Origin of the sequence: Pseudomonas cichorii, from assembly GCF_015471405.1 — a bacterium.
Lineage (GTDB): Bacteria > Pseudomonadota > Gammaproteobacteria > Pseudomonadales > Pseudomonadaceae > Aquipseudomonas > Aquipseudomonas serbiensis.
Genome location: NZ_BLVZ01000006.1, coordinates 231,940 through 255,960 on the forward strand (window position 1 = coordinate 231,940; position 24,021 = coordinate 255,960).

A 24,021-nucleotide genomic window follows, 5' to 3' on the forward strand; every position below is an offset into this window, starting at 1 on the left:
TTTTCCTTGATGGCCTCTTGAAACGCCTCTATCAAGAGGCTGGCGTTTGCCTTTGCGTGGTGATTGTTGCCGAGTACATCCAAATGCATCCATCGTATGACGTTGCAGCGTTGAAATTAATTCCCTCGGGTCATTTTCTTGTCATCGAGATTTGCATCAACGATACGACGAGTACGCCAATTCTGCCCGTTTTGGCACGAAAATGCCCGTAATTACTGGCGGAAAGTAAAAAGTAACGTAAGTCGCAGCATACCTCGCCATTGCCGCCGACTTTCAGGAGGGCGTTGAGAGGGTCAACTCCCTGACATATGTAAGCGTAGGCATTAGTTTGAAACATTGCCTGAGCTTTCTGATATTTCAAAATGAAAGTGCGTAGTGGAGCGTAGGAAATCGGATTTGAGAGTGATTTACAGCATCATGCAGGCTGTCGCAGAGCCGCAGGGCCGGGCGTTGGCCGTGTCTTTGGGGCGGATGCTCAAGTGGCGTGCTCGTATAAATGAATGCATCTAAGCGATGGCGTGCCGGGGCGGGGGGAACAGTCTCGCGGGCATGAACTGCCCGCGAAACTTCATTGCATCGTGCGTCTGTTAAACGACCATCGACAACAGCAGGACAAAGATCAGGCCGACCACCGAAAGGATGGTTTCCATGACCGTCCAGGTCTTGAATGTTTCTGATACGGTCATGTTGAAGTACTGCTTCACCAGCCAGAAACCAGCGTCGTTCACATGGGACAGGATCAGCGAGCCTGCACCCGTGGCCAATACCAGCAGCTCACGGTTGACGCCGGGAATCAGTCCGACCACTGGCGCAACAATGCCTGCGCCGGTAATGGTTGCCACAGTCGCCGAGCCTGTCGCGATACGAATCACCGCAGCCACCAGCCACGCCAGAAGGAGCGGGTTGACCTGTGCCTGCACCGCCATGTTACCGATGACATCACCCACGCCACTGGCCACCAGCATTTGCTTGAAGCCGCCGCCAGCGCCGACGATCAGCACGATGGCCGCGACAGGCGCAAGACTCTGGTCCAGCAGCTTCATGATCTTGGTACGGTCAAAGCCACGTGCCGAACCGAAGGTGTAGAACGCCAGCAACAGGGCTGCCAGCAGGGCACTGATCGGGTGACCGATCAGGTCCATCCAGATACGGAACATGTTTTCCGGCGGGAATACCACGTCGGCAAACGTCTTGAGCAGCATCAGGAACACTGGCAGCAGGATGGTCACCAGCGTGATGCCGAAGCCGGGCAGGTTTTGCGTGCTCGACTCCTTGGCGATCTGATCCATCAGTTCCTGGGAAGGTGTGCCGGGAATGTACTTGGAAATCCATTTGCCATAGATCGGGCCTGCAATGACGGCAGTCGGCAGTGCGATGATCAGGCCGTAGAAAATGGTCTTGCCGATGTCAGCACCGAAAATACCGATGGCCAGCAGCGGACCCGGGTGCGGCGGTACCAGCCCGTGAACGGCCGACAGACCGGCCAGCAGCGGGATACCGATCTTGACGATCGACACACCGGTACGACGCGCCACAATGAATACCAGCGGGATCAGCAGCACGAAGCCGATCTCGAAGAACAGCGGGATCCCGACCAGAAACGCGGACAGCATCATCGCCCAATGCACTTTCTGCTTGCCGAATGTGCGGATCAGAGTTTGCGCGATCTGATCGGCACCGCCCGAGTCAGCCATCAGCTTGCCGAGCATGGTGCCCAGACCAAGGATGATACCGACGAAGCCCAGTACGCCACCGAAACCGTCCTGGAACGATTTCATGACCTTTTCCACCGGCATGCCGGAGGTCAGGCCCAGGAAGCCCGCTGCAATGGTCAGTGCAACGAAGGGGTGAACTTTGAATTTGGTAATCAGCAGCACAAGGCCGACGACGGTTACCAACGCATCTATCAGCAGGTACGTCTCATGGGTCATACCGAACATGGGAGTTCTCTCCGGTTGTCTTTGTTTTATAGGAGCAATTCAAAAGCGTGATCGTTCCTGGTGAGTCTGTGTGCGTCGAGAATGATCACGCCCTACCATTTGGCGCTGTCCTGTTTTCAAGACAGCGCTGTCTTTCGCACTCACGCCTTTAGCCGCCTAGCGAGTCTTTCCACCAGGCCGAGGCTTGCTTGCCAATGGTGTCCACAGACTGAGTCGCATCGACGACCAGAGTCCTGGGTTCGCCATGAGGCGGTTCAAGGGTTGCGAACTGGCTGTCCACCAGACTGGCCGGCATGAAATGCCCCGGTCGATGTGCGCAGCGGTCGGTCGCGACTTCCTTGCTCAACTCCAGAAAGACAAATCCCAGGCCCGGCACGGCTTCGCGCAGACGTTCGCGGTAGCGAAGCTTGAGGGCGGAGCAGGTCAGGACCGGACGTTCGCCATTTTTCACGGCAGCAGCCATTTCCTCGCCAAGACGAGTCAGCCAGCCGGCACGGTCTTCGTCAGTGAGGGGAGTGCCAGCGCTCATCTTTTCGATATTGGCGGTGGGGTGAAAGGCATCGCCTTCGATCAGGCGACCGCCACTGTTGAGGGCAATTTCTGCGCCGGCCACACTCTTGCCGCAGCCGGAAACACCCATCACCACAAGGGCGGAAATAGCAGTATTCGCAGTTGTCACATTAGATACCTCATCTGGAGACAGCGCTGTCTTTGTCCGGTGGAAGCAAAGTTCAGTCTGGGCTGTTCCAGTTCTTGTCGTTGTTTTAGGTGTAGCCATATCATTGCAGGCTGTTCTGCGCAGTGAGCGCCCGCGAGAAAGCATTGTCACGATCCATGAGACAGCGCTACCTTAGGGGGCATTGAATACATTTGGCAACCCCTATGTTAGTTGGCAATAGATGACCCGCATTGGTTCCCGCTCCACAGGCCGTCCGACCCTCAATGAAGTTGCGCAGCTTGCCGCCGTTTCGCCTATCACGGCTTCCCGTGCATTGCGTGGTGTTGCCACCGTTGCTCCGGAGCTGGTGGAAAAGGTCCGCGCAGCGGCGCAAAGCCTGGGCTATGTCGCCAATCCTGCGGCCCGCGCCCTGGCGTCATCCTGTAGCCAGACCGTAGTGGTGCTGGTGCCTTCGCTCTCCAACCAGTTATTCATCGATACCCTGGAAGCCATTCAGGGCGTGCTGCGCACTCGCGGTCTGGAAGTGATGATCGGTAACTATCACTACTCGCCCGACGAGGAAGAAAAGCTGCTGCGCAACCACTTGGTCAATCGGCCCAGAGGCATCCTGCTGACCGGTTTCGACCACACGCCCGCGTCGCGTCAGATGCTGGAGGCCAGCGGTATTCCCTGTGTCCATATGATGGAGCTGGATATCGAGCGCGAGGCTTATTGCGTGGGGTTTTCCCAGGAAGATGCCGGAGCGCAGGCGGCGCGCCATCTGCTGGGGCGCGGTCGCAAGCGTCTGGTCTATATGGCGGCCCAGCTCGACCCGCGGGTATTGAGACGTGGCGTGGGTTTTCGTCAGGTGCTGGAGGAGGCGGGGTTATACGACCCTGAGCTGCAAGTCTCGACGCCGCAACCGTCTTCCATCGGCCTTGGCAGCGAATTGTTCGCGCAATTGCTGGAGCGGCATCCTGATGTGGATGGCATCTTCTTCTGCAACGACGACCTTGCACAGGGCGCGTCCCTTGAGGCCTTGCGCCGTGGGATTGCGATACCGGAGCAGGTTTCCCTGGTGGGGTTCAACGATTTGCCCGGCTCGGCCCACATGTTCCCGCGTCTGACTTCGATCCGCACACCGCGCCAGGAAGTCGGGCAACGCGCTGCACAAGTACTGCTGGGCCTGCTTGAAGGGCTGGCCCAGCCACCTCATGTGGACCTGGGTTTTGAGCTGGTGGTACGCGAAAGCTCCTGACACCCCCGTAGGAGCGAATTTATTCGCGAAAAAAATGACTTTGCGAATGAATGACCTTCGCGAATGAATTCACTCCTACTTTTTGAACCCCAACCGGAACTTATGCAGCAACGGTTCGGTATAACCGCTGGGTTGTTCGGTGCCCTTGAGCACCAGCGCGCAGGCCGCCTGGAAGGCGACGGATTTCTTGAAGTCCGCCGCCATGGGCCGATAGCGCGAGTCCCCGGCGTTCTGTTTGTCGACCACCCTGGCCATGCGCTCCAGAATGCCCAGCACGAACTCCTGATCGATCACGTCATGGTACAGCCAGTTGGCCATGTGCTGGCTCGAGATGCGCAGCGTTGCCCGGTCCTCCATCAGGCCTACGTTGTGAATGTCCGGCACCTTGGAGCAACCGACGCCCTGCTCGACCCAGCGCACCACATAACCGAGCAAGCCCTGGGCATTGTTCTCGACTTCTGCACGAATCTGCTCCACAGACCAGTCCGTCTTGTTGGCAACCGGGATGCTCAGCAGGTCATCCAGCAACTGTTCGCTGATATCGGCCAGCTTGATCTGTTGCAGCTCTTCCTGGACTTTGGTCACATCGACCTTGTGATAGTGCAGCGCATGCAAGGTCGCGGCGGTTGGTGAGGGCACCCAGGCCGTGCTGGCTCCGGATTGCGGGTGGATGATTTTCTGCTCCAGCATGTCGGCCATGCGATCGGGCATCGCCCACATGCCTTTGCCGATCTGCGCCCGTCCGCGCAGGCCGCAGGTCAGGCCGACCAGCACGTTGTTACGCTCGTAAGCCTTGATCCAGGGCGTGTTTTTCATGTCGCCTTTGCGCAATACCGGGCCGGCCTGCATGGCGCTGTGGATTTCATCGCCGGTACGGTCCAGAAAGCCGGTGTTGATAAAGGCAACCCGCGTCGAGGCCGCATCGATGCAGGCCTTGAGGTTGACGCTGGTGCGGCGTTCTTCATCCATGATGCCCATTTTCAGGGTGTTTCGCGGCAGTTTGAGCAGGTCCTCGATATGGCTGAACAGTTGACCGGCGAATGCCACTTCCTGAGGGCCATGCATCTTGGGTTTGACGATATAGATACTGCCTGCACGGGAATTGCCACGACGTTTCAGGTCATGCAGGCCGATCAGGCTGGTTATCACGCCATCGAGGATGCCTTCGGGAATTTCATGTTCCTGGCGGTCCAGAATGGCGGGGCTGGTCATCAGATGGCCTACGTTGCGGATCAGCAACAGAGAGCGCCCCGGCAGTTTCAGTTCACCACCATTGGCGGCCTTGTAGGCACGGTCTGCATTGAGACGACGGGTGATGGTCTTGCCGCCCTTGACCAGCTCTTCGCTCAGGTCGCCCTTCATCAGGCCCAGCCAGTTGCGATAGACCGACACCTTGTCGTCGGCATCCACGGCGGTGACCGAGTCTTCGCAGTCGATGATGGTTGAAAGCGCCGATTCGATCAGCAGATCCTTGATCCCGGCGATATCGTTGCTGCCGATGGCGTGTTTGTGGTCGATCTGGATTTCCACATGCAAGCCATTGTTCTTCAGTAGCACGGCGGTCGGATGCTGGGGATCGCCCTGATAGCCGAGGTATTTTTCCGGCTGTTTCAGACCGGTTTCACTGTCATCTGCCAGCCTGATCTGTAGCTTGCCGTCGATGATCGCGTAATGCCGCGCATCGATGTGCGTGCCTCGGGCGAGGGGGGCGATTTCGTCCAGCAGTTCACGGGCAAAGACGATGACCTTGGCTCCGCGCAGCGGGTTGTAACCGGCACTGATTTCCGCGCCTTCGCTGGTGGGAATCGCATCGGTGCCGTACAGGGCGTCATACAGCGAACCCCAGCGTGCATTGGCCGCATTCAGTGCGTATCGAGCATTGCTGGCAGGGACCACCAATTGCGGGCCGGCCTGGTCGCTGATTTCCAGATCCACATTGGACGTGGTGGCGCAGACCTGCTCAGGCACCGGATGCAGATAGCCGATGGATTGCAGAAAACTACGGTAGGCCGGCATATCGCTGATCGGGCCGGGATGCGCCTTGTGCCATTTATCCAGCTCGCCTTGCAGGCGGTCACGTTCTGCCAGCAAGTCGCGGTTCAGGGGGGCCAGCTCATGTACCAGAGCGTCGAACCCTTCCCAGAATTCTTCGCGATCCAGCCCTGTGCCCGGCAGTACTTCTTCATCGATGAAGCGTTGCAGATTGACTGCCACTTTCAGACGTTGGCATTTGATGAAATCAGTCATGGTCAGGCCTCATCCCTGATGGGTTTGTATAAAACAGGGGCAGGTAGGAGAGGATTTATCCGCGAGACGTCATTGAAGACGATAGATCCTCTTCGGATATACGGGCCTCTCGCGAATGAATTCGCTCCTACGAAAACTCCACTTAATTCATGATGTGCGCACATCAATCAGCATTCAGCGCCGCAATCCCGGCCTTCGCTACCTGGGCATCCTGGTCGGCTTTCACACCCGACACGCCCACCGCACCGATGACCTGCCCATCGATAATCACCGGCACGCCACCTTCCAGCGAGGTCAGCAAAGGCGCGCTGAGAAATGCCGTACGACCGCCGTTGACCATCTCTTCATAACCCTTGGACTCGCGACGACCCAGTGCGGAAGTACGGGCTTTTTCCACGCTGATGTAGCTGCTGATCGCGGCTGCGCCGTCCAGACGTTCAAAGGCCAGCAGGTGACCGCCGTCATCGACCACGGCAATGGACACGGCCCAGTTATTGGCCAGCGCCTCGTCGCGGGCGGCAATCAGCATTTGGCTTACTTCGGTCTGGGTCAGAACGGCTTTTATTTTCATGGGATTCTCCAGATTGGTTTTCAGTGAGATTCAGAAGGGGTGAGGGCCTGATCGATCAATTCGATCCAGTGCCGCACCGGTGTCCGGTTGGCGCCCGAGAGATGAGTCTGGCAGCCGATATTGGCGGTAGCGATAACGTTTGGCTTTCCACTTTCCAGAGCGTTCATTCTGTTATCGCGTAATTGACGCGACAACTCAGGCTGGGTTATGGAGTAGGTGCCTGCCGAGCCACAGCATAGATGCCCGTCGGGGACTGTGGTGAGGTTAAAGCCCAAGCGTGTCAGCACCCGCTCGACTTCTCCGCCGAGCTTTTGCGCGTGCTGCAAGGTACAAGGGCAATGGAACGCCAGGCGCAGGTCGCTTTTGATGCCAAGCGCCTGCAACGGTTCATCGCGCAGCACCTCCACCAGATCCTTGCTCAAGGCGCTGACCCGCGCGGCTTTGCTGGCATATTCAGGGTCATGGCGTAACAGATGACCATAATCCTTTACGAAGGCACCGCAACCGCTGGCCGTCTGGACGATGGCTTCGGCACCGCTCTCAATGGCGGGCCACCAGGCATCGATATTGTGCCGAGCTCGATCCAGTCCTGCGTCCTGAGCATTCAAATGGTAGTCCACGGCACCGCAGCAACCGGCCTCACTGATGGGCTGCACGCTGATACCCAGCCTATCCAGCACCCTTGCGGTCGCCGCATTGGTATTGGGCGACAGACCCGGCTGAACACAGCCTTCCAGCAAAAGTACCTGGCGTTCGTGGCGTTGTGCCGGACGAGCTCCTGCCGGGTATATCGAGGCCGGAAGTTTGGTTTTCAGGCTGTCGGGCAGCAAGGGGCGAAAGGTATTGCCCAGTTGCGTCAGGGATTTGAACAGCCCGGCATGGGGAACGACATGGCGCAGGCTGTCGCGCAACAGACGCTGGCCCAACGGACGAGGCACGGCGGCATCGACCACGGCACGCCCGATGTCCAGCAGGTTGTGATAATCCACGCCCGACGGGCAGGTGGTTTCGCAATTGCGACAGCTCAGGCAGCGGTCCAGATGCAGTTGGGTTTTCTCGGTGACCTCATTGCCTTCCAGGACTTGCTTGATCAGATAAATGCGCCCGCGAGGACCGTCCAGCTCATCGCCGAGCAACTGATAGGTCGGGCAGGTGGCATTGCAGAAACCGCAATGCACACAACTGCGCAGGATGCTCTCGGCCTCTTCGGCGCGGGGCAGTTGTCTGGCGTGTTCGCTCAAGGTGGTCTGCATGATCAGAACTCCGCGTACATTCGGCCAGGGTTGAAGATGCCCTGCGGGTCGAGCCGGGCCTTGAGTTGCTGGTGATAACGCAGCAACGGTGTGGCCAGCGGCTGGAACGGGCTGTCCTCGTGACCCGCGTGATAGCACGTCGTATGACCGCCGATGGCCGTTACCAGGCTGCGGATCGTTGCGCTGTCCGCGTCGGATTTCAGCCAGCGTTGCGCGCCGCCCCAGTCGAGCAACTGGTCGCCGGGCAGATCCAGTACGCCAGCGTTGTTGGGGACAGACAGACGCCACAAGGGGCGGCTGTCGAGGAAAAAGTCCAGACGCTGCTCGTTCAGGTCTTGCCAGTAATCGGGGTTGATTGTCTGGCCGCCGAGGCTGTCCCGTGCAGCGCTTACCGAGCCTTCGCCACCTTCAAGGCGCAGATGCAGGACGCGGCCATCATGGCTGGCGGCGCTGATCGGGATTGGCTGCTGACCCCATTCGGCCAGGCGTTGCAGAGCCTGAGCATTGTTCATTTCCAGGGCGATGCTGCTGCACTGGCGGGGTTTTGGCAGGACCTTGAGTGACACTTCGGTCAGCAGCCCAAGACAGCCCAGGCTGCCTGCCATCAGGCGCGAGACGTCGTAACCGGCGACGTTTTTCATCACTTCGCCGCCAAAGCGCAAGTGTTTGCCCAGTCCGGTAATCACCCGTGTGCCGAGCACGAAATCCCGTACCGAGCCGGACCAGGGTCTGCGTGGCCCGGACAATCCGGCGGCGACCATGCCGCCAAGTGTGGCTTCGCCAAACCTTGGCGGTTCGCAGGGCAGCATTTGCCCGGCGTCATCGAGAGCTTGCATCAACTCGCTCAGTGGCGTGCCGGCGCGAGCGGTAATCACCAGTTCCGTCGGGTCGTAGCTGACGATGCCGCGATGCTCGCGGGTGTCGAGCACTTTGCCTGTCACGTTACGGCCCAGGAAAGACTTGCTGTTGCTGCCCTGAATCCGTAGCGGTGTTGCATCTAGCAGGGCCTTATTGACCTGATCGAGCAAGGCCTGGCTGGCATCGTTGTCATGGGTGGTCGCCATCAGAAACGCTCCAGTTCAGGGAAGGGCAACTGGCCCGCATGGATATGCATGGCGCCGAATTCCGCACAGCGGTGCAGGGTTGGAATGTTCTTGCCGGGGTTGAGCATGCCACTGGCATCGAAGGCTGCTTTTATCGCGTGGAAAAAGGTCAGCTCATCGCTGTTGAACTGGGCACACATCTGATTGATCTTTTCCCGTCCGACACCGTGTTCGCCGGTGATGCTGCCGCCCACCGCGACGCACAACTCAAGGATCTTGCCGCCCAGATTTTCGGCGCGTTCCAGTTCGCCCGGCTGGTTGGCATCGAACAGGATCAGCGGATGCATGTTGCCGTCTCCGGCATGGAACACATTGGCGACTCGCAGGCCGTACTCTTCGGACAGTCGGGTAATGCCTTGCAGGACGCCGGGCAGTTCCCGGCGCGGAATGGTGCCGTCCATGCAGTAATAATCCGGCGACAGGCGCCCGACCGCCGGGAAGGCATTCTTGCGTCCGGCCCAGAAACGAACGCGCTCGGCTTCGTCCCTGGCCTGACGCAGTTCGGTGGCGCCAGCTCTGGTCAGCACTTCCCGGACCCGTTCACAGTCATCGTGTACGTCGGCTTCGACGCCGTCGAGTTCGCACAGCAGAATGGCTTCGGCATCGACCGGATAACCGGCGTGAATGAAGTCCTCGGCGGCGCGAATCGCCAGGTTGTCCATCATTTCCAGCCCGCCGGGGATGATGCCGGCGGCGATGATATCGGCCACGGCCCGCCCGGCTTTTTCCACGGAATCAAAGGCCGCCAGCAGCACTTTGGCGACCTGCGGTCTGGGCAACAGTTTGACGGTCACTTCGGTGATGACGCCCAGCATGCCTTCGGAGCCGGTAAACAGCGCCAGCAGATCGAAGCCCGGAGAATCCAGCGCATCGCTACCCAGCGTCATGGGCTCACCTTCGACGCTGAGTATTTCGACCTTGAGCAGGTTGTGGACGGTCAGACCGTACTTGAGGCAATGCACACCGCCTGCGTTTTCCGCGACGTTACCGCCGATGGAGCAGGCGATCTGGGAAGAAGGGTCAGGCGCGTAATACAGACCGTGAGGCGCCGCAGCCTGGGAAATCGCCAGGTTGCGTACGCCCGGTTGAACCCGTGCCAGACGGGCGGCGGGGTCTATCTCCAGAATCTGATTGAAGCGCGCCATCACCAGCAATACACCTTTCTCCAGCGGCAAGGCACCACCGGAAAGACCGGTGCCTGCACCACGCGCTACCACCGGCACATGCCGTTCATGGCACAGCCTGAGCAAGGTCTGGACTTCTTCGATATGCCGGGGCAATGCCACCAGCATCGGAGTGGTCCGATAGGCAGACAGGCCATCGCACTCATAGGGCCGCAGCTCTTCGGGGCGATGCAGGATATCCAGATCCGGCAACTGCTGTTGCAGGTCATGCAGCAGTTGCTGCTTGTCGACGGCAGGCAGAGCGCCGTCGATGCGTTCGTCGTAGAGAATATTCATGGTGCAACCCAATGTTGTTTTTGTAGGGCTTGCGTTTACCGGTTTCAGGCAGCGGTTGGCTTGCATCATTGGCGTTCCCGGCTTTACTGTCCATGCTTTGCGCAGGTGGTCGAACCAGTTTTTCAGGGATTTACGGCGTTATTTCTTTTAAAACTCCTTGAAAATCATTGTCTTGTTGTAGATGTGGTTCGCTATCGGTTTATACCTTTGATCTGGTCATACCAGTTGGAGTGAGGATGGACGGCTCTGCAAAGCAGCGGGTTCCGCAAGTGGCGGATGTGGTCTGTGAGCGTATCGAGCGGCTGATCGTCGATGGCGTCCTGAAGGTGGGGCAACTCTTGCCCTCCGAGCGTCGCCTGACCGAAAAGCTTGGCGTTTCCCGCACCGCCCTGCGTGAAGGGCTGAAGTTGCTGCGGGCTCGGGGGATTATCGAGACCGAGCAGGGCAAGGGCTCGTTTGTCGCGCAAATGAACAGCCAGCAGCAAGTCTCACCGCTGATGCACCTGTTCGGCTCGCAACCGCGCACCCTGTATGACCTGTTCGAAGTGCGCAGCCTGCTGGAAGGCGAATCGGCGCGGCTTGCGGCCTTGCGCGGCACCGATGCGGATTTTGTTCTGATCACACGAAGCTATGACGCCCTGGTTGCGGCCCAGAGCCGGGAGCTTGAAGCCAGTGAACACGCTCGTCTGGACCACGCCTTCCATCTGGCGATCTGTGAGGCTTCGCATAATCCGGTGTTGGTGCAAACCTTGCGCTCGCTCACCGACCTGCTGCTCAACACGGTCTATGCCTCGGTCAACAATCTCTATCATCGCGAGCCGCAGAAGCGTCAGATCGACCGCCAGCATGCCCGCCTGTACAACGCCGTGACCGGCCGTCTCCCGGAACAGGCTCGCAAGGCCGCCCTCGCACATATTCAGAGCATCTGCGAAAACCTGCGGGAAATCGAAAACGAAGAGCAGCGGCTGGTGCGTTCGACCTTGCGTCTGCAAGGCTGGACGTGAGTGTTGGCTTGACAGGCGGCGGGTGATCCCGCAATTTACGCATAACGTAATGTATTTACGAAAATAATAACGAGCTTTCGCGAATGAATTCGCTCCCACGAGATATGGCTTGGCCTGGCCTGTTTACCTACTACCGCTCGACGGCCAGTTATCGCGTGCGCATCGCTCTTGCTCTCAAGGGGCTGGATTACACTGCGATTGCGGTCAATCTGGCCGGTGATGGCGGTGAACACCTCAAGCCGCAATACAAGGCCATCAATCCACAGTGTCGCGTACCAGCCTTGCAGCTTGAGAGCGGTGAGGTCATCACCCAGTCGCCTGCCATTATCGAATACCTCGAAGAGCGTTACCCGCAGCCACCTCTGCTTGCATCGGACCTGCTGCTACGTGCCCGGCAGCGGGCGGTGGCCGCCGTGATCGGGTGTGATATTCACCCGCTGCACAATGTCTCTGTGCTCAACCGTTTGCGTGGCATGGGGCATGACGAGGCAGAGGTCACAGGCTGGATTGGCCATTGGATAGGCGAAGGTCTGAATGCCGTCGAGCAGTTGATTGACGATGCGGCGTTCTGTTTTGGAGATGTGCCCAGCGTGGCAGATGTGTATCTTTTACCGCAGGTCTATGCGGCGCGGCGCTTCAAGGTCGACCTGGGCGCTTATCCGCGTATCGTCCAGGTCGAACGACAGGCGCTGCAATCTCCCGCCTTCCTGAAGGCGCACCCGGATGCACAACCGGACAAGCCGGACTAGGCTGAAACTTATGAAAACATTGGGTTTGCAACTGATTTTTGGTGACTTCCTGGCCCGCAGTGTTCGGGGCGTTCCCTGTGCGCCGCCCGCAGAAAAGTGATTTGGGCTGTCCCGCATTCTCACTTTTCCTGCAAGGAGCCAGACCATGGCTGATCTATACGAAAACCCGATGGGCCTGATGGGCTTTGAATTCATCGAATTCGCCTCGCCGACCCCCAATGTCCTTGAGCCTGTCTTCGAGATGATGGGCTTTACCAAGGTCGCGACCCATCGCTCCAAGGATGTGGTGCTGTATCGCCAGGGCGCGATCAACCTGATTCTCAATAACGAACCTCATAGCCTGGCCTCCTATTTCGCGGCCGAGCACGGGCCGTCGGTGTGCGGCATGGCGTTTCGGGTCAAGGATGCACAAAAGGCCTATAGCCGAGCCCTTGAGCTGGGGGCGCAACCCGTTGAAATCGCCACCGGGCCTATGGAATTGCGCTTGCCGGCGATCAAGGGGATCGGCGGCGCGCCGCTGTACCTGATCGACCGTTTTGGCGAAGGCACCTCGATCTATGACATCGACTTCAACTTCATCGAAGGAGTGGACCGGCATCCCGAGGGCGCAGGCCTGAAGTTCATCGATCACCTGACCCACAACGTCTATCGCGGACGCATGGCGTATTGGGCGAATTTCTATGAAAAGCTGTTCAACTTCCGTGAGATTCGCTACTTCGACATCAAGGGTGAATACACCGGCCTGACGTCAAAGGCCATGACCGCACCCGATGGCATGATCCGTATTCCCTTGAACGAAGAGTCCTCCAAAGGCGCAGGCCAGATTGAAGAGTTCCTGATGCAGTTCAATGGCGAAGGCATCCAGCATGTGGCGTTCTTCACCGATGACCTGATCAAGACCTGGGATGCCCTGAAAGCCATCGGCATGCGCTTCATGACCGCGCCGCCGGAGACCTACTACGAAATGCTCGAAGGCCGCCTGCCTGACCATGGTGAGCCGGAAGCCGAATTGAAATCCCGAGGCATCCTTTTAGATGGCTCGTCCGACGGTGGTCAGCGTCGTCTGCTGCTGCAGATATTCTCCGAAACCCTGATGGGGCCGGTGTTCTTCGAGTTCATCCAGCGCAAGGGCGATGACGGGTTTGGCGAAGGCAATTTCAAGGCGCTGTTCGAGTCGATCGAACGGGATCAGATCCGGCGTGGAGTGTTGATGGCGGAGGAGTAGGAGGGGGGAGGGCTGTAAGCTGCAAGCTGCAAGCTATAAGCTGCAAGAAAGAGCAGATGGGCTTCTAATCTTGCAGCTTGCAGCTTGCAGCTTATGGCTTGCAACTTATGACTTTCAGCTTTCAGCCCCCATCCGCCCACTGATCGCCTGTGCCGTTGCAAGTAATTGTCTGGCCGCAAGGTCCTGCGCCTTGCCGGTCAGGAGCGCGCCCGATCCCACCACTGTCACCACGCCTGCCAGTTTGTTGCCCATGGCAAAAACCGGAGAAGATACCGCGTTGACGCCGGGCATCAGCAGCCCTTGAATCTGATGCACGCCGTTGGCGCGAATCTGTTCGACATGCTGCTCGACGTCCTTGAGTTGCGCTGCGTTCAGGTGAGGGATTTCCTGTTCCCGTAGGGCGGCTGTTTCCCTGTCCGCCAGAAAGCTGGCGAAGACCAGGCCGGTAGAGGAACTCAGCAGTGGCAATACCGAACCGATCTGCGTCACCAGCGTGACCGCGCCTGTGGATTGCTCGACATAGACCACGGTTGGCCCTTTGTTGCCCCAGACTGCCAGGAAGCAGGTTTGATTCAGTTCGTCGCGCAAGGTCGCCAGATGAGGTGCGGCGACTTTCAGCACATCCAGCTTGCCCAGCGAGGCCAGGCCGACTTGTAGCGCTTCGCGACCCAGCCCGTAGTGGTTGGTGGCCCCGTCCTGTTCGGCAAAACCACTGGCAATAAGTGCCTGTAGATATCGATGAACCTTGCTGGCTGGCATGCCCAGATGCTCGGCCAGTTTCGACAACGACGTCGAAGGCGTCAGTTCGGCCAGAGCCTTGAGCACTCCCAGGCCGACTTCGGCCGCCTGAACCTTTTGCTGGCGTCCGTTTGCAGGGCTTTCGATTTCATCGGTCATGGGTGGGGCGCCAATCTGGAAAGGCAGCTTTTATAGCTTGACCACACCTCAAACTCAAATTACGTTATTCGTAATCGATTTACGATTTTTGATTCGCCGCTATGCGACCCAATAAAAACAAGAGGTCCAGATGCCTGTTCATCCCGATCACGAACCACTGGTGTATCAATCCGGCTTCGGCAATCACTTCAGCAGTGAAGCGCTGCCCGGTGCGTTGCCGGTCGGTCAGAACTCTCCGCAGAAACACACATTGGGGCTTTATGCCGAACTGCTGTCCGGCACGGCTTTCACGGTCCCGCGCGCCGAGGCCCGGCGTACCTGGCTATACAGAATCAAACCCTCGGCTGCCCATCCTCGATATGAGCGTTTGCTCCGGCAGATCACTGGGCTTGAACAAGGGCCGATCACACCCAATCGCCTGCGCTGGAATGCCTTCGATATTCCGGCTGAGCCCACGGACTTCATCGATGGCCTGATAGCGCTGGCCAGCACCAGTGCGGCCGATCAGGCAGAGGGCGTGAGCATTTACGTGTACCGCGCCAATGCCTCGATGCAGCGAGCGTTCTTCAATGCCGATGGCGAGTGGCTGGTGGTGCCGCAGCAGGGAAGGTTGCGCATCGTCACTGAGCTGGGGCTGCTGGATATCGAGCCGCAGGAAATCGCAGTGCTGCCTCGCGGCATGAAATTCACAGTGCAACTGCTGGATGCCACTGCCCGTGGCTATATCTGCGAGAACCACGGCAGTGCATTGCGTCTGCCGGACCTGGGGCCTATCGGCAGCAACGGGCTGGCCAACCCGCGAGATTTTCTGGCGCCCACTGCCCGTTTCGAGAGCAGCGACGCACCGGTTGAACTGGTGCAGAAGTTTCTCGGCGAGCTGTGGTCCACGCAACTGGATCATTCACCCTTCGACGTGGTGGGCTGGCATGGCAACAACGTGCCGTACAAATATGACCTGCGTCGTTTCAATACCATCGGCACGGTCAGTTTCGATCATCCAGACCCTTCGATCTTCACGGTGCTCACGGCTCCGGGCGCGGTTCACGGGCAGGCCAATATCGACTTCGTGATCTTCCCGCCGCGCTGGATGGTGGCGGAAAACACGTTCCGGCCTCCGTGGTTCCACCGCAACCTGATGAACGAATTCATGGGCCTGATCGAGGGTGTCTACGATGCCAAGGCCGAAGGTTTCATGCCGGGCGGGGCATCGCTGCACAACTGCATGAGCGCCCACGGCCCTGACAATGCCACCGCAGAAAAAGCCATTGCCGCCGAACTCAAACCCCACAAGATCGATAACACCCTGGCCTTCATGTTCGAGACTGGCAAGGTCCTGCGCCCAAGCCGTCATGCGTTGGACTGTGAGCAACTGCAACGCGATTACGACGCTTGCTGGAGTGACATGGCCAGGATTTTCAATAAGGAATTGCCTTGATGAATGTTTCTTCAACCCGCCATAGCTGGATTGCCTCGGCCAATGGTCATCCCGATTTCCCCTTGCAAAACCTGCCGTTGGGCGTGTTCAGCAATGGCGATACAGGCCCGCGTGGCGGTGTGGCCATCGGCGATCTGGTGTTCGATCTGCAAGCGGCAGTGCAGGCCGGTTTTTTCGAGGGAGAAGCGCAAAAGGTTGCAGACGTCGCCAGCCGCGATCAGTTGAATGATTTCTTCGCATTGGGTGCTCCGGCGCGACGCACCTTGCGCGCTGCCTTGCTGCAACTGTTCGCAGAGGACAGCCCGCAACGCGCCAGCCTGCAGGCCGCCAATCTGCTGCATCCCATCGCTGAATGCCGCCTGCATGTGCCTGCGCGGGTAGGGGATTACACCGACTTTTATGTGGGCATTCATCACGCGATGAACGTCGGCAAGTTGTTCCGCCCGGACAACCCCTTGCTGCCCAACTACAAGTACGTGCCCATCGCCTATCACGGTCGGGCCTCAACGCTGTGCATTTCCGATACACCGATCCAGCGCCCCAACGGCCAGACATTGGCGCCGGGCCAGGAAGTACCGGCATTCGGCCCCTGCAAACGGCTGGATTACGAGCTGGAAATGGGCGTGTGGATCGGGCCGGGCAATGAGCAGGGCACGCCGATTGCGATTGATCGGGCGAGCGAGCATATCGCCGGTTTCTGCCTGCTCAACGACTGGTCGGCGCGGGATATCCAGGCCTGGGAATATCAGCCGCTGGGCCCGTTCCTGTCCAAGAGTTTTGCCACGACGATTTCTGCCTGGGTAGTGACCGCCGAAGCCCTGGCTCCGTTTCGCAGCCCTCAACCGCCACGTCCCGAAGGCGACCCGCAGCCGTTGCCGTACCTGTTCGATCCGACGGATCAGGAAAACGGTGCGCTGGATATCGAACTGGAGGTCCTGCTGCTGACCGAGCAGATGAAGGCTCAGGGTCTGGAGCCCTGTCGTCTGGCCTTGAGCAACAGCCTGAACATGTACTGGACCGTGGCGCAGATGATCACGCACCACAGCGTCAACGGCTGCAAGTTGCAACCGGGGGATCTGTTCGGTACAGGAACGCTTTCCGGTCCGCAGGCCGGGCAGTTCGGCAGCCTGCTGGAGATGACCGAAGGCGGCAAGCAGGTCGTCAAACTGCCCAATGGCGAAGAGCGGCGCTTTCTGGAGCCGGGCGACGAAGTGATCCTGCGCGCCCGCTGCCATCGCGAAGGGCAGGTGTCTATCGGGTTCGGGGAGTGTCGGGGTGTGGTGCTGGGCTAAGCCTGGTGCCTGAACCGTTCCCGATAAGCCAGCGGCGTGACCGACATTGCCCTCAGGAAACTGCGGCGCAGTGTTTCTTCACTGCCAAAGCCGCATTGTGAGGCGATGCGTTTGATTGCCAGAGTGCTTTCACTCAACAGCCGACGCGCAGCTTCCACGCGAAGCTGCTCGACAGCCTTGGCCGGTGTAGTGCCGGTCTGGGCGCTGTAGTGGCGCACGAAACTGCGTTCGCTCATGCCCACACGAGCGGCGAGGCTGGCGACCGACAAGTCTGCATCCAGATTCTCCATCAGCCAGCCATGCAGCTCGGCGAAGCGGTTTTCTGTGGGATGACTGGCTTGCTGCATCGACAGCGCGTTGCTGAACTGCGCCTGCCCGCCGGGGCGCTTGAGAAACACTACCAGATCACGGGCTACCGCCAGCGCCATGGCATGCCCGAGGTCCTGTTCTATCAGGGCCAATGCCAGATCTATGCCCGCCGTGACCCCCGCCGAAGTCCAGAAGCGTCCGTCATTGATGAAAATCGGGTCGGGATCGACTTGCAAGCTCGGGAAGCGTTTGGCCAGTCTCTCGCAACTGTCCCAATGGGTCACTACGCGCCGATTATCCAGCAGCCCGGTCTGCGCCAGGATAAACGCACCAGAGCAGACGGAGGTCACACGCCGTGCTGTCATGGCCTGCTGCTGTATCCAGTTCACCAGTTCTGCATTTTCCATGGCAGCGCCAATGCCTCGACCACCGGCGATGATCAAGGTGTCGCAAGGTTCGGCGGCAGGCAGTGGCCATGTCTGCAAGCCCAGCCCAGCTGACGACATGACACTGCCCGGTTCTGCCGCCACGACCTTCATGGCGTAAGGCAGCGGTTTGCCCAGACCTTCCAGGCGTCGATTGGCCGAGGCAAACACCTGCAAAGGGCCGCAGACATCCAGGACCTGAACATCGGCGAAGGCAACGATATGGACGATTTTCGAGATGTCAGCCATGTAGAAGCCTTCATTTGATGTGGTTGGCGTAATTGGTGGGTTTTGTGGCGTATCTGCCAAAGGCTATCCAGATACAGTTCATGCGTCCACCCACTTTCTGCATGGAGTTACCGAGATGACGTTGCATATCGGCCTGCTGGTGTTTCCCGATGTTCAGCAACTGGACCTGACCGGGCCTTACGAAGTCTTTGCTTCTTTGCCGGGGGTCAAGGTGCATATGGTCTGGAAGAGCCTGGAGCCGCTCACCTCCAGTACCGGACTGGCGCTGTTGCCGACGGTGGATTTCAATGACTGCCCGCCGCTGGACGTCATTTGCATTCCCGGTGGTCTTGGCATCAACGCCTTGCTGGAGGACGAACAGACTCTGGAATTTATCCGGCACCAGGCTCGCACGACACGTTATGTCACCTCCGTGTGTACTGGCGCATTGGTGTTGGGGGCCGCGGGGCTTTTACAAGGACGACGGGTAACCACCCATTGGGCCTCGCATCCTTTGTTGGCGGCCTTTGGGGCCATTGCCACTCAGGGGCGTGTGGTACGCGATGGCAATCTGGTGACCGGTGGCGGGGTGACGGCAGGGATCGATTTTGCCCTGACGCTGGTGGCTGAACTCTTCGATGAAGAACAGGCCCAGGCGATTCAGTTGCAGCTGGAATACGCCCCGGCACCGCCTTTCAATGCGGGTAATCCAACGACTGCGCCCGCCAGGATTCTGGCCATGACTCATCAGCGTCTGGCCGCATCCCTTGAGCAGCGGCACGAAATCGTCGGGCGCATCACTGACCGGGCTTGATCTCGTACCAGCCCAGAAACATGTCCAGTGCCGATTCGATCACTTCATCCTGTTTTTCGGGGGTGAGAATGTCGGCATTGAGGGTCAATTGCGGCCAGAAGGCGAAGGACTTGAGCAGGGCATGCATCTGGGAGGCGGCGAAGCCGGGGTCGGTGGGTTTGAGGCGACCATCATTCTGGGCGGCGCGAATCCATGTGGTGAACGTCTCTTCACGCTCGTTGATACGTGTCATCCATGCTTGAGCACGATCGGGAGAGTGAATGGTGGCGCCGATGACCACCCGTGCCAGGTCCAGGAAGTTACTGTCCGTCAGGGAGTCCATCTTGTGTCGCAACAAGTCGCGCAACTGTTCGCGCAGGCTGGTATCGCGTCGATAAGGCGCATCGGGCGATGGGGCCGCGCACGTCCACAGGCGCTGGATGATTTCCGCAAAAAGCTCTTCCTTGCTGGGGAAGTGGTTATAGACCGTACGTTTTGAAACTTCGGCCCGCGCAGCGATGCGATCCATACTGGTGACTTCAAAACCACGATCACGAAATTCGGCAATGGCTGCCATGACAATGGATTCGCGTTTCTGGTCGGTAAGTCGCATGGGTGCTGTCATAAGTTCGCTTCAAACGTGCGTTTAGAGAAAAGTACACTCGGCAGTTTACTTGTCGTGGTGAATGATGCAAGCTTAAAACTACACCGTGTAGTGTAAAACACTGTTACACATTTTTCATGCTACGCCCCGTAAGGTGCGTATAGCTTGAAGCCGCATGTCAGGAATCTCGACCTGTTCTCAGGAGTCTGCAAATCATGGCCATGACAACCCCTAAAACCGATGCTTCTTCATTGCCTGTCTTGTCTCGTCACGAGGGGCGCTACCGTAACCACGCGCCAGTCAAGTCGCTGGGGTTTGTCCGCACGCTCGGGGTGTTCTGGAATGCCATGTTCAATAAGCCCAGAGAAACCCGGCCTGCCGGCGAGATTCCTGTTCAACCCCTGTCGCGCCAGCAACTGCTGGCGGCACCGGACAAGACGGTGTTCCGTCTTGGGCACTCCACAGTGCTGCTCAAATTGCACAATGAGTTCTGGCTGACCGATCCGGTCTTTGCCGAGCGCGCTTCGCCGGTGCAGTGGGCTGGCCCGAAACGTTTTCATCAGCCGCCGATCAGCCTTGAAGAACTGCCGCCACTCAAGGCGGTGATTCTGTCGCATAACCACTACGATCATCTTGATCACATGGCCATCAAGGCACTGATGGACAAGACCGAGCATTTCCTGACGCCTCTGGGCGTGGGCGATACCTTGATCGAATGGGGTGTGCCTGCGCACAAGGTCCGGCAACTGGATTGGTGGCAGTCCACCGAAGTGTCGGGCATCCGTTTCGTCGCTACGCCATCGCAGCACTTTTCCGGACGGACCCTGCTCGACAGCAATAAAACCCTCTGGGCGTCCTGGGTGATCCTCACGGATGAGCAGCGGATCTTCTTCAGTGGCGACACCGGCTACTTCGATGGCTTCAAGACCATCGGCGAGCAATACGGACCTTTCGACCTGACGCTGATGGAAACCGGTGCCTACAACGTCCAGTGGCCGGATGTGCATATGCAGCCAGAGCAGACGCTGCAAGCGCATATCGACCTGGGTGGCCGCTGGCTGTTGCCGATTCATAACGGCACGTTCGATCTGGCGATGCATGCCTGGCACGAACCGTTCGACCGCATTCTGACACTGGCGTGGGAGCAGAATGTTTCCATTACCACGCCGCGAATGGGGCAGCCGTTCTACATTCAGTATCCTTGCCGTGGCGAAACCTGGTGGCTGGAAGTGGATGAAATCGACGAGCCGGCAGAGACCGTCAAGGCTGCCGTTACCAGGCGCGAATCTCAAGGTTGCGGCAACTGCCGTCGGCAGAATGCCTGATGTTTCGAGGCCTGTTACACCGTGTAACGAGGTTGGCCCCGAAGAGAGCGAAGCTTATGGAAGGGGAGGCGGCGTGATCGTATTTTGATGTTATCTTTCTTGCGCTGACCCGATCCGCCGTCAGTGCCATGAGATGACTCGATGCTCAACAGTAATGCTCTCAGAAAGCTCGACATGCAGGACCTGATGGTCTTCGCCTCGGTCTACGAGCTGCGCAATCTGACGCTGGTGTCGGAAGCACTGCATGTCAGCCAGTCGACGGTCAGTTACTGTTTGAAGAAGTTGCGCGCCAACTTCGAGGACGATCTGTTCATCAGCACCCGTAACGGGATGCGTCCGACTCGCAAGGCCATTGCCATGCAAAGTCATGTGCAGCAGATCCTGCAAAAGATCAATCTGTGCCATGACGGGCTGCAATTGTTCAACCCCACCAGCCGGCAGACAACCTTCACGGTCTGCGCGCCAGAGTATTTCGAGTTGCTGGTCTTGCCGCACCTGATGCGCGGGTTCATCGCTGCCGGATATACCGTCACTGTCAATGTCCAGAAGCTCAACAAGGAATTGCCTGCCCAGTCCTTGAGCGAAGGCCAGTTCGATCTGGCCCTGTGTTTTGGGCCAGGCTTTCATCGCGTACCCGAGAGCCTGACGACCCAGATCTTGCTCGAAGACGATCTGGTCTGCGTGATGGACGCGCAATCCGCGCCGCTGTGTGCCAGCATCGATATCGAAACCTTCACTCAGCGTCATCATGTGTACCCGACCCCCTGGACGTCCGACACCAACATGGTGGATGGCTGGTTACATCGCCAGGGCCGCGAACGCCATATCATCACCCGCGCCACCAGCTACCGCGCCGCCCTGCAAATGCTTGAAGGGACCGATTTCATACTGGTCCTGCCGCGCCGTATCCAGACCTTGCTGGCCACCGAACCCTGGGTTGCCGTATTTGAACTGCCCCCTGACTTGCCAGGCTTCACCCTGGACATGGCCTGGAGCAGGGAAGTCGAGGAAGACGAAGCCAATGGCTGGTTTCGCGAGCAGGTGGTGAAGGTTTGTGCGGAGCAGGGGTTGCTGTAAACAGAGGAATGCATGGACTCCGCAATTGCGTATCAGTAGCATTGCGCGCTCTTTATTCCGGGCATCTATCAAGGACGTTTCATGTCAGCGATTCACTTTGATCTGACCAAGGCCGCAGCGATCGCTGGATTGCTAGCGATTGCAGGCTGCCAATCGCCGACGACGGACCAATCGACGCCAGAACAGATCAAAAAGCTCGAAGAGTTTTCCATAGGCTTTCGGGTTGCCCTGAGCAGCAATGTTCGGGTCGCCAGAAGCGAACTTTTAGATGGAAACGTGAAACTCAGAGTAAAAATCAATCGCCGCAATGAAGTAATCCTCTGCGAGGCGCAGCCGTATTCACCAGATACTTCATCATCTCAGCCTGTCGATCCACGCCTTGCGGCCTTGGTGAAAGACGTGTGCTGGAGCACATTGTTCCCCCTTGTACCGACCGAGCTTTACGATACCGACGGGACAGCAGATATCCTGGCACCGCTCTTGTTCTCGTCTGATCAGGACACTGAAGAACTCGGGCTCAAACGCACAGGCAGGGTTACGCGCTACGCGCAAAGCCGCTTTTTCTGGGAACAGACTCTGCATAACCAGCCCGCCTCCAGCATCGGCTATGCCGATTTTCGTTATGTCGCCAATGCCCAGGGCCAAGTGCAGGGCTGCCTGGTAAACCTCAGGGCCAGCCGTCAAAGGCCTGATGCATTCAAGCTCGATGGCGACTTGCAGTCCCGCTTGAGCGCGCAATGCAAGCAGATGAACCTGCGGCAATTACCTGGCTTTACAGTCAACCCGCAAGGCGTGGCCGAGGGGATTGTGCGGGTTGAATACATGCCGTGGAAGGGTGGACCGCAGCCGCTTTGATTTATTTAACGCCCCGGCAAGTCGTTCCGCTTGAACCTGAATGACTTGTTCTTTGCATTTTGTCAGGGGCCAATATCGTCATCATCAAATCGAGTGTTAATTATGGATAATCCAAGAGACTTTCTTGATACCCAAATCCTGATTGCGGCCATCCAGAATACTGAGCGTGTTGATGTCGAAGGTGCGAGAGTTTCCTCCATTGTGGCGTCCGAGTTTCTTGGGGCTGTAAGCCCTGATCCAGTCAGTGCCAACTATTATGTTCCCTTGATTTCCCAGCGCCATGCCGCCATGAGTTTTCCTGACAGACTTATGCGTCGGGATCATGCGTTTTCAAAAATGAGTACTGACTGGGTGAAGATGGATTTCGGGGCCATTCACCCCACGATCATCCATTTTGGAAATTATGCGATGTCGGAGATCATCAACAACAAATCGTCGGAGCTTTTCAATAGCGTCATCTCTCATTTGCCCAAGGAAAAAAGAAAAACGCTGAAGAGAAAATTCAGTTTCCTTCTGGAGTGCGAAATAGAATGCATCCCTCTCAGCAGTGAAGCCATAGAAAAAGCTCAGGATTTGCTGTCTTCACTGAAGGAAAAAAGCTCTCTAAAGGCTAATTTTAGAAATAGCTGGAACGACTTGCTGATAGCCGCTATCGCCATTGAAAACTCTGGGAGGCTTCATACACATGACAACCTGCTTGCGCGCCAGATTGCGGAGCATATGGAGGCGTCGGTTGTAGAGAGGGAAAGCTTCCTGCTGGTGGATTACTCTGTAAAAGAGGAAGTTTTCAAAAAATTCAACAAGGAAAGTAAAGGGTATGTTAACCGGGGCTGGCAGGTGGAGTTCAGCAAGCAGTCTCGTAGAGAGTGAGCCATGCGTAATTGCATGGACTTGACCAGCGTACTGGGCGCGCTGTGACCGGCAGAAGTCGATTCATAGTTGCCACTCGTGGAGGACACCTAACGGCCAATTCTGTTGAAAAAGGCCCGCCACGATTTTTGCCGATGAAAGACCGTGAGCGAGGTTGAAATCTGGTTCGTTCAGAGGATAGATCTGTCTTAGATTTTGCGTAGCGACACCAAAATTAAGCGCTTTTTGAGCTGCCCGAGAGCAGAGCTTCCAGAAGCCGACTTTTTCAACAGAATCGGCCAGTAGGAGACATTCGTTGCTTTTAAAAGCGGGAGGTCCGGAAAGTTGTCGTTCTGCAACCGGCACCTTTATTCTTCCGAACCTAGCCAAGAGGTGAAGCAAAGCGTTCACCTGACAAAGCTACGCCCTCTAACTCCCATTGGCTGCAACACTTGTGGAACCGT

At 57.9% G+C, this 24,021-nt stretch carries 21 protein-coding genes; 11 read left to right on the top strand and 10 right to left on the bottom strand.

Annotation, left to right across the window (positions count from 1 at the left end; all coding sequences use genetic code 11):
- Window positions 1-587: 587 nt before the first annotated feature.
- On the bottom strand, window positions 588-1,940 hold the full coding sequence (locus JL015_RS11180) for a GntP family permease (protein ID WP_201018521.1): 1,353 nt from the start codon (window positions 1,938-1,940) through the stop codon (window positions 588-590).
- A gap of 148 nt (window positions 1,941-2,088) precedes the next feature.
- A complete protein-coding gene (locus tag JL015_RS11185; protein ID WP_201018602.1) occupies window positions 2,089-2,580 on the bottom strand; it encodes a gluconokinase in 492 nt (163 codons plus the stop codon).
- Between the two features lie 259 nt (window positions 2,581-2,839).
- Here JL015_RS11185 and JL015_RS11190 point away from each other — a divergent pair, with 259 nt between their 5' ends.
- Window positions 2,840-3,856: a LacI family DNA-binding transcriptional regulator gene (locus JL015_RS11190; RefSeq protein ID WP_201018522.1), complete on the top strand. Its 1,017-nt coding sequence runs from the start codon at window positions 2,840-2,842 to the stop codon at window positions 3,854-3,856.
- 75 nt (window positions 3,857-3,931) lie between these two features.
- Here the strand turns inward: JL015_RS11190 and JL015_RS11195 are convergent, their stop codons facing one another.
- From JL015_RS11195 to glcD, 5 genes are all read right to left on the bottom strand, one after another.
- The gene (locus JL015_RS11195; protein WP_201018523.1) at window positions 3,932-6,103 is read right to left on the bottom strand and encodes a malate synthase G; all 2,172 of its coding nucleotides are present in this window, start codon (window positions 6,101-6,103) and stop codon (window positions 3,932-3,934) included.
- 163 nt (window positions 6,104-6,266) lie between these two features.
- The gene (locus JL015_RS11200) at window positions 6,267-6,674 is read right to left on the bottom strand and encodes a heme-binding protein (protein WP_201018524.1); all 408 of its coding nucleotides are present in this window, start codon (window positions 6,672-6,674) and stop codon (window positions 6,267-6,269) included.
- A gap of 20 nt (window positions 6,675-6,694) precedes the next feature.
- A complete protein-coding gene (gene glcF / locus JL015_RS11205; RefSeq protein WP_201018525.1) occupies window positions 6,695-7,927 on the bottom strand; it encodes a glycolate oxidase subunit GlcF in 1,233 nt (410 codons plus the stop codon).
- A 2-nt stretch (window positions 7,928-7,929) separates the two neighbouring features.
- The gene (gene glcE, locus JL015_RS11210) at window positions 7,930-8,991 is read right to left on the bottom strand and encodes a glycolate oxidase subunit GlcE (RefSeq protein WP_201018526.1); all 1,062 of its coding nucleotides are present in this window, start codon (window positions 8,989-8,991) and stop codon (window positions 7,930-7,932) included.
- A complete protein-coding gene (gene glcD / locus JL015_RS11215; RefSeq protein WP_201002823.1) occupies window positions 8,991-10,490 on the bottom strand; it encodes a glycolate oxidase subunit GlcD in 1,500 nt (499 codons plus the stop codon). The genes glcE and glcD overlap by 1 nt, the downstream gene beginning before the upstream one ends.
- A gap of 236 nt (window positions 10,491-10,726) precedes the next feature.
- Here glcD and glcC point away from each other — a divergent pair, with 236 nt between their 5' ends.
- From glcC to hppD, 3 genes are all read left to right on the top strand, one after another.
- The gene (gene glcC, locus JL015_RS11220; RefSeq protein ID WP_201002821.1) at window positions 10,727-11,494 is read left to right on the top strand and encodes a transcriptional regulator GlcC; all 768 of its coding nucleotides are present in this window, start codon (window positions 10,727-10,729) and stop codon (window positions 11,492-11,494) included.
- A gap of 104 nt (window positions 11,495-11,598) precedes the next feature.
- Entirely contained in the window at window positions 11,599-12,243 is a 645-nt protein-coding gene (maiA, locus tag JL015_RS11225; RefSeq protein WP_201018527.1) for a maleylacetoacetate isomerase, read from the top strand.
- Window positions 12,244-12,388: 145 nt separating this feature from the next.
- Window positions 12,389-13,468 (top strand): 4-hydroxyphenylpyruvate dioxygenase, encoded by a 1,080-nt coding sequence (hppD, locus tag JL015_RS11230; protein ID WP_201018528.1) that lies wholly within the window; start codon window positions 12,389-12,391, stop codon window positions 13,466-13,468.
- Window positions 13,469-13,582: 114 nt separating this feature from the next.
- Here the strand turns inward: hppD and JL015_RS11235 are convergent, their stop codons facing one another.
- Window positions 13,583-14,365 (bottom strand): IclR family transcriptional regulator, encoded by a 783-nt coding sequence (locus JL015_RS11235; RefSeq protein ID WP_201018529.1) that lies wholly within the window; start codon window positions 14,363-14,365, stop codon window positions 13,583-13,585.
- Between the two features lie 130 nt (window positions 14,366-14,495).
- Between JL015_RS11235 and hmgA the strand changes: the two genes are divergently transcribed.
- Entirely contained in the window at window positions 14,496-15,800 is a 1,305-nt protein-coding gene (gene hmgA / locus JL015_RS11240; RefSeq protein ID WP_200986058.1) for a homogentisate 1,2-dioxygenase, read from the top strand.
- On the top strand, window positions 15,800-17,092 hold the full coding sequence (gene fahA / locus JL015_RS11245; protein WP_201018530.1) for a fumarylacetoacetase: 1,293 nt from the start codon (window positions 15,800-15,802) through the stop codon (window positions 17,090-17,092). Before hmgA ends, fahA begins: the two co-directional genes overlap by 1 nt.
- Here fahA and JL015_RS11250 read toward each other — a convergent pair.
- The gene (locus JL015_RS11250; RefSeq protein ID WP_201018531.1) at window positions 17,089-18,075 is read right to left on the bottom strand and encodes a GlxA family transcriptional regulator; all 987 of its coding nucleotides are present in this window, start codon (window positions 18,073-18,075) and stop codon (window positions 17,089-17,091) included. The two genes, fahA and JL015_RS11250, sit on opposite strands and share 4 nt — an antisense overlap.
- Window positions 18,076-18,190: 115 nt before the next feature.
- On the opposite strand from JL015_RS11250, the gene JL015_RS11255 reads away from it, so the two are divergent.
- Window positions 18,191-18,868 carry a DJ-1/PfpI family protein gene (locus JL015_RS11255; protein ID WP_201018532.1) on the top strand — a complete coding sequence of 226 codons (678 nt, stop codon included), beginning with the start codon at window positions 18,191-18,193 and terminating at the stop codon, window positions 18,866-18,868.
- Here JL015_RS11255 and JL015_RS11260 read toward each other — a convergent pair.
- Window positions 18,852-19,472 carry a TetR/AcrR family transcriptional regulator gene (locus tag JL015_RS11260; protein WP_201018533.1) on the bottom strand — a complete coding sequence of 207 codons (621 nt, stop codon included), beginning with the start codon at window positions 19,470-19,472 and terminating at the stop codon, window positions 18,852-18,854. The genes JL015_RS11255 and JL015_RS11260 overlap by 17 nt on opposite strands.
- Before the next feature lie 194 nt (window positions 19,473-19,666).
- On the opposite strand from JL015_RS11260, the gene JL015_RS11265 reads away from it, so the two are divergent.
- The 4 genes from JL015_RS11265 to JL015_RS11280 all read left to right on the top strand — a co-directional run bounded on the left by JL015_RS11265 (window position 19,667) and on the right by JL015_RS11280 (window position 23,578).
- Window positions 19,667-20,776 (top strand): MBL fold metallo-hydrolase, encoded by a 1,110-nt coding sequence (locus tag JL015_RS11265; RefSeq protein WP_201018534.1) that lies wholly within the window; start codon window positions 19,667-19,669, stop codon window positions 20,774-20,776.
- Between the two features lie 141 nt (window positions 20,777-20,917).
- The gene (locus JL015_RS11270; RefSeq protein WP_201018535.1) at window positions 20,918-21,853 is read left to right on the top strand and encodes a LysR family transcriptional regulator; all 936 of its coding nucleotides are present in this window, start codon (window positions 20,918-20,920) and stop codon (window positions 21,851-21,853) included.
- Between the two features lie 81 nt (window positions 21,854-21,934).
- Window positions 21,935-22,708: a hypothetical protein gene (locus JL015_RS11275; protein ID WP_201018536.1), complete on the top strand. Its 774-nt coding sequence runs from the start codon at window positions 21,935-21,937 to the stop codon at window positions 22,706-22,708.
- Window positions 22,709-22,810: 102 nt separating this feature from the next.
- Window positions 22,811-23,578: a PIN domain-containing protein gene (locus tag JL015_RS11280; protein ID WP_201018537.1), complete on the top strand. Its 768-nt coding sequence runs from the start codon at window positions 22,811-22,813 to the stop codon at window positions 23,576-23,578.
- The last annotated feature ends 443 nt before the right edge of the window (window positions 23,579-24,021 follow it).

Excerpts from the sequence above, each read along its gene's own strand:
- JL015_RS11180 (WP_201018521.1), bottom strand. The coding sequence starts at position 1,940 with ATGTTCGGTATGACCCATGAGACGTACCTGCTGATAGATGCGTTGGTA.
- JL015_RS11185 (WP_201018602.1), bottom strand. The coding sequence starts at position 2,580 with ATGGGTGTTTCCGGCTGCGGCAAGAGTGTGGCCGGCGCAGAAATTGCC.
- JL015_RS11190 (WP_201018522.1), top strand. The coding sequence starts at position 2,840 with ATGACCCGCATTGGTTCCCGCTCCACAGGCCGTCCGACCCTCAATGAA.
- JL015_RS11195 (WP_201018523.1), bottom strand. The coding sequence starts at position 6,103 with ATGACTGATTTCATCAAATGCCAACGTCTGAAAGTGGCAGTCAATCTG.
- JL015_RS11200 (WP_201018524.1), bottom strand. The coding sequence starts at position 6,674 with ATGAAAATAAAAGCCGTTCTGACCCAGACCGAAGTAAGCCAAATGCTG.
- glcF (WP_201018525.1), bottom strand. The coding sequence starts at position 7,927 with ATGCAGACCACCTTGAGCGAACACGCCAGACAACTGCCCCGCGCCGAA.
- glcE (WP_201018526.1), bottom strand. The coding sequence starts at position 8,991 with ATGGCGACCACCCATGACAACGATGCCAGCCAGGCCTTGCTCGATCAG.
- glcD (WP_201002823.1), bottom strand. The coding sequence starts at position 10,490 with ATGAATATTCTCTACGACGAACGCATCGACGGCGCTCTGCCTGCCGTC.
- glcC (WP_201002821.1), top strand. The coding sequence starts at position 10,727 with ATGGACGGCTCTGCAAAGCAGCGGGTTCCGCAAGTGGCGGATGTGGTC.
- maiA (WP_201018527.1), top strand. The coding sequence starts at position 11,599 with ATGGCTTGGCCTGGCCTGTTTACCTACTACCGCTCGACGGCCAGTTAT.
- hppD (WP_201018528.1), top strand. The coding sequence starts at position 12,389 with ATGGCTGATCTATACGAAAACCCGATGGGCCTGATGGGCTTTGAATTC.
- JL015_RS11235 (WP_201018529.1), bottom strand. The coding sequence starts at position 14,365 with ATGACCGATGAAATCGAAAGCCCTGCAAACGGACGCCAGCAAAAGGTT.
- hmgA (WP_200986058.1), top strand. The coding sequence starts at position 14,496 with ATGCCTGTTCATCCCGATCACGAACCACTGGTGTATCAATCCGGCTTC.
- fahA (WP_201018530.1), top strand. The coding sequence starts at position 15,800 with ATGAATGTTTCTTCAACCCGCCATAGCTGGATTGCCTCGGCCAATGGT.
- JL015_RS11250 (WP_201018531.1), bottom strand. The coding sequence starts at position 18,075 with ATGGCTGACATCTCGAAAATCGTCCATATCGTTGCCTTCGCCGATGTT.
- JL015_RS11255 (WP_201018532.1), top strand. The coding sequence starts at position 18,191 with ATGACGTTGCATATCGGCCTGCTGGTGTTTCCCGATGTTCAGCAACTG.
- JL015_RS11260 (WP_201018533.1), bottom strand. The coding sequence starts at position 19,472 with ATGACAGCACCCATGCGACTTACCGACCAGAAACGCGAATCCATTGTC.
- JL015_RS11265 (WP_201018534.1), top strand. The coding sequence starts at position 19,667 with ATGGCCATGACAACCCCTAAAACCGATGCTTCTTCATTGCCTGTCTTG.
- JL015_RS11270 (WP_201018535.1), top strand. The coding sequence starts at position 20,918 with ATGCTCAACAGTAATGCTCTCAGAAAGCTCGACATGCAGGACCTGATG.
- JL015_RS11275 (WP_201018536.1), top strand. The coding sequence starts at position 21,935 with ATGTCAGCGATTCACTTTGATCTGACCAAGGCCGCAGCGATCGCTGGA.
- JL015_RS11280 (WP_201018537.1), top strand. The coding sequence starts at position 22,811 with ATGGATAATCCAAGAGACTTTCTTGATACCCAAATCCTGATTGCGGCC.